Genomic DNA, 4,479 nt, shown 5'->3' on the forward strand with positions numbered 1-4,479 from the left:
ATGACCTTCCTCGTTTTGTATCTGAGCGAGAAGGGAGTCCTCCAGTCGGTCAATGCCCTTCCCATCGCCCAGGTCTTCGGAGTGCCCCCAGAGACGATAGTCCCTCTGACCATCTATGTGGCCAGCCCCAAGGCGGGCATCACCCTTTTGGGGCCGATGATCAGCAACGGTAGCATAAGCGAGGTAAAGGCACTGATAGTTCTGATGCTGGGCAGCATGTTCATGCTTCCCTTCTACTCCATCCGCTCGCTTATGCCCAACTATACCTCAGTCTTCGGGATGAGATTGGGCATGTCATTAGTGGTGATATCCACGGGGATCAGCGTGCTGGTCAGGCTGCTGGTCTTGATCGTATTGATGGTACTGGCGGGATAAAAACGAAGCATTCTCTGGGCAATTCCTCACGTTCGGTCTTCGCAATTCTGTTGAGATCGTCATCCTTGCTCTACAGAGCCGCTTTTGTGAATGGCTGAGCTGATGGCTGCAGTGATCATCCCGCCCTCTCCATGGATTCTGCCCGGAGAGAGCAATGGCACTGGGCACATCTTTCTCAGAAGGCTTAAAAAGGCCTTTGCTTATCGCTCTAAGTAAAATCTTGATAGACATTAATCTCAATAAATCATACTTTTATCGACAAATTTATAAGCAGATGGGTCAATTTCAGTTCAGACTTGGCAATTGAGGTGACGGGACTGTGAATAAAGCAATCTATGCATTGATCTCATTAGGATTATTGCTGATCCTCTCCGCAACCGCCCAAGAGTTCACCCTGGATATCTTCGGCAATGCGAATGGCGATGATCTGATCGATGAAGAGGATATAAGCTATCTGCAGGGCATCCTGGATGGCGAGAATGAAAAGACTGACCTCTCTGATGCCAATAATGATGGCAAGGTCGATGAAAATGACATTGATCAGATTGAGCAGATCATCCAGGGGACTGAATCCGAGATCTATTATATCGATGCCTTTGGCAATTCCAGCCGGGTCAAGCATCCCTTAGAGAGGATCGTTCTGGTATACGACAATACGGCAGAGATCATTCGCATCCTGGGTGCAGAAGAGCGGGTAGTCGGGGTGGATTCAGAGGGAAGCTCCGGTGCCATTGGAAAGTATCCCACCTACTTCCCCCAGTTCATCCAGACCGCTTCCATCGGCAACAGAAACGATTGCGATGTGGAGGCAATCCTGAAGCTCCATCCGGATGCAATAATCATCGGCACAAAGACCGGCTGCCCTTATCTTGAGGAGAAACTCATGGGGTCGGACATAGATGTGGTCTATCTGGAGACCTGGAGCAAAGGGACGCCATCTCTTTTCACCCTCGCTTATATGCTGGATGAGGTGGATAGAGCATTGGAGTATCAGGAATGGAAGGATGGATATCTGGATATGGTTGCTGAGAGGGTAGCTACTATTCCAGAGGGTGAGAGGGTGAAGGTCTTCGTTGACCGGCCGGGTAATACCACAGTCGTCCGGGGAAGCGGCTACTCTGAGGCGATAGAGCTTGCCGGGGGAATAAACATTGCTGCGGACCTGGCCGATAGCCTCCGGGTGGATGCTGGCATCTCCTCAAAGAACACCCTGCCCCCAGTGGAGACCGAATGGGTGCTGGAACAGAATCCGGATGCGATCATTGGACTGTCCTGGAATGGTGGCTATGAGGTCGATGATGAATCCGTTCTGAAGGAGCGCTATGATGAGATCATGGGAACAGCTGGATTCGGCGAGACCAATGCAGGAAAGAATGGCAGAATCTATGTGACCTATTTCATAAACACCCTGGGAGCAGGAGATCATATTAGCGTCCTGTACTTTGCCAAGTGGCTTTATCCCGACCTATTCGGGGACCTCGATCCGGAACAGGTGCATCAGGAATATATCGATCGGTTCCAGAATGTGGACTACGATCTAAAGGAGCATGGGGCATTCGTTTATCCTCCGATGAGTTAGATGCTACAAGAAGGCTCTTCCTGATTTAATGAGCGGAAAATGCAATAATTGAGTCCTCCCTGAACTCTGAGGCTTTGCATCTGCGGATCTGATCTTCCGCCTTCCATGTTCTCTGATTGGAGGACCAATCCAAAGCTCGGGGGGGGGTAACATCATTTTTACTTTTCAATTTAATATATTATTACTAAATACTATTGATAAAGGAAAACTTATTAATAAACAAACCCTATAAACCCAATCAATCACATTAGTATGAGGAATGGAGCATATGCAAGAGAGAAATTTGTCATTGATGATTCAGGGCCATGAGATCTGGCTGGAGAGATCGAAGATCGAGAATGATGATGTTGAGCTGTCCCTTGTCTACGGCCACAATATGCGCCAGGATGGCGTGGCTGATATCAGCAGGTTTTTGCCATTTGTCTTTCTTCCCGATGGAATCCGGGGAGAGGCGGTTCTATCTGCGGGCGATGATCGCCATTCAATGAAGTTCAAGGCAGAGAATGCCGGCCATTACATCGCTTTCGTCGACATGGGCACGACCGTCTGGTCGCAGACCAAGGATGGCTACAACCAGGGTCCAAAATTCCAGTTCAAGGATGTGATCTATGCTGGAGCTTACAACCAGATGGCTAAGACCATAATCTCTGTGGGAAATGGCAGCGACTACATTGGCCGCCCATTGCACGGGATTCTGGAGATAGTGCCAAAAGAGCCTTTCTGCCGCTCTGGGCAGGAGATCGAGCTCTCCGTCCTGTACGAAGAGAAGCCTCTAGCGTCTGCAGATATCAAAGCCGTCTCCAAGAAAGAGGGACGAGAGATTGGATCCGCCAGAACAGACGAGAATGGTGTGGCAAGGATTCCCATCGACGTGGACGGCGAATGCATGTTTTTAGTCAGGCATGCGGACGGGACGAAGAGAGTGAACGAGGAGTTCGACGAAACCGTATTTGTCAATACGCTGGTTCTGGAGTCCCGATGAAACGGATAATTTTCTCAGGAAAGGGTGGTGTGGGCAAGACCACCATCCTTTCCAATCTGGCCAGGCTGCTGGCTCGGGATGGCTACAGGGTGCTGGTCATAGACTGCGATCCGAGCATGAATCTGGCCATGTCCCTGGGCATTCCTCTCAGCGATGTCGTCTCTCTGGCAAAGGATAGCAGCCATCTTTGGGAAAGGCTCGGGCCGCAGGCAGAGGAGCAGGAGCATGGTGAGCACGGATTGGAGTGCACAGAGGAGGACCTCGATGAGTTCATTATCCCGGCAGCAGATGGTGTGAAGCTGATTGTGATGGGGACGATACCCTTCGGCGGCGCAGGCTGTCTGTGCGCACCCATATCTCTGGTCCGGCTGCTGGTGAACTACCTGGCATCCGGTCCGGAAGAGCACGACTTCATCTTCGTGGACTCTCAGGCCGGGGTAGAGATCTTCGGCCGAGGACTGGCCTCGGAGTTCGACCTCTCCTTCGTCATCACTGAGCCCACCCCGAAGTCCCTGGAGGTGGCAAAGCACGGCCTGAAGCTGGCTGGGGATCTGGGGGTCAAGAGGCAGATAGTGGTGGTGAACAAGGTGGAGGTCGATGAGGACCTTCAGATGGCAAAAAGAGAGCTGGATGGAAATGCTCAGCAGATAATGTCTGTGAGCTATGATCGGGAGGTGGTGGAAGCGGACAAAAAAGGAGCATTGCTCCTCGATTATGCCCCGCATTCCAGCTCCTTGAGGGATATTGTCAGGGTAGAGCAGTTCATGCTTTCGGAGGCATAAATGTGTGAATTCACGGTATATCTGTTGGGCGATAACCAAAAGGATCGTCAGATGATGGCGAAAGACATTCTCGTCGCCAGGAGAAAGGAAGGAAAAGTGCTCTTGATGGATGCTTTCGGCAGCATTACACCGGTGGAGAATGCCACTATCGAGGAGGTGAATACCCTTTCTCAGGAGATGATACTGAAGAGGATGAATTAGAAATGATTAATATCCGGCATGGGGTGATGGCAATGGCGATCGAGATGAGCTTGTACGCCTCACTCATTTTACCTGGATTGCTTATGGATTGCTAAGTATTGCAAATATAGCCATAAATATTATTTGATTGCAATCGGTTGGAGTGTTTATTATGATTGATAAAGGATGTATGATGATCTCATTGTGTATCTTATTCTTCGCCGTGTCCCCGGCGGATGCCCTTGATGTGCGGCTGGATGTCTTTGGCAATGCCAATCTGGATGACATCATCGATGAAGAGGACATTGCATATGTGAAGGATATAATGAAGGGATCGGCAGAGACAACAGAGCTTGCAGATGCTAATTATGATCAGGAGGTCGATGAAGAGGATATCGCTCAGATCGAGAGGATAATCAATGGCACAGAGAGCAGCCTCACCTTCATCGATATATTCGGAGATGCGGAGACGGTCAATAAGCCCATAAACCACGTGGCTGCACTGGGCTATATTGGTCCCCAGCTATTGCGTCTCATCGGCGCGGAGGATAGGATGCTGCCTGTGGTTGGACCTGATTATT

The 4,479-nt window shown here is 50.2% G+C and carries 4 protein-coding genes and 2 pseudogenes; all 6 read left to right on the top strand.

The annotated features are described in order from the left end of the window. Positions 1-375, top strand: a pseudogene (locus BP822_RS01830) (nucleoside recognition protein); the annotation flags it as partial. Between the two features lie 319 nt (positions 376-694). Continuing rightward, entirely contained in the window at positions 695-1,954 is a 1,260-nt protein-coding gene (locus tag BP822_RS01835; protein ID WP_286877590.1) for an ABC transporter substrate-binding protein, read from the top strand. Between the two features lie 268 nt (positions 1,955-2,222). Then, entirely contained in the window at positions 2,223-2,936 is a 714-nt protein-coding gene (locus tag BP822_RS01840; protein WP_286877591.1) for a DUF4198 domain-containing protein, read from the top strand. Beyond that, complete coding sequence (locus BP822_RS01845; protein ID WP_286877592.1) at positions 2,933-3,718, top strand: AAA family ATPase; 786 nt, start codon at positions 2,933-2,935, stop codon at positions 3,716-3,718. Before BP822_RS01840 ends, BP822_RS01845 begins: the two co-directional genes overlap by 4 nt. Then, a complete protein-coding gene (locus BP822_RS01850) occupies positions 3,719-3,919 on the top strand; it encodes a CooT family nickel-binding protein (protein ID WP_013719716.1) in 201 nt (66 codons plus the stop codon). A gap of 151 nt (positions 3,920-4,070) precedes the next feature. Then, positions 4,071-4,479 (top strand): annotated as a pseudogene (locus BP822_RS01855) (hypothetical protein); the annotation flags it as partial.

Source organism: Methanosaeta sp. UBA458, from assembly GCF_002496085.1.
Taxonomy (GTDB): Archaea; Halobacteriota; Methanosarcinia; order Methanotrichales; family Methanotrichaceae; genus Methanothrix; species Methanothrix soehngenii.

Excerpts from the sequence above, each read along its gene's own strand:
- BP822_RS01840 (WP_286877591.1), top strand. The coding sequence starts at position 2,223 with ATGCAAGAGAGAAATTTGTCATTGATGATTCAGGGCCATGAGATCTGG.
- BP822_RS01845 (WP_286877592.1), top strand. The coding sequence starts at position 2,933 with ATGAAACGGATAATTTTCTCAGGAAAGGGTGGTGTGGGCAAGACCACC.
- BP822_RS01850 (WP_013719716.1), top strand. The coding sequence starts at position 3,719 with ATGTGTGAATTCACGGTATATCTGTTGGGCGATAACCAAAAGGATCGT.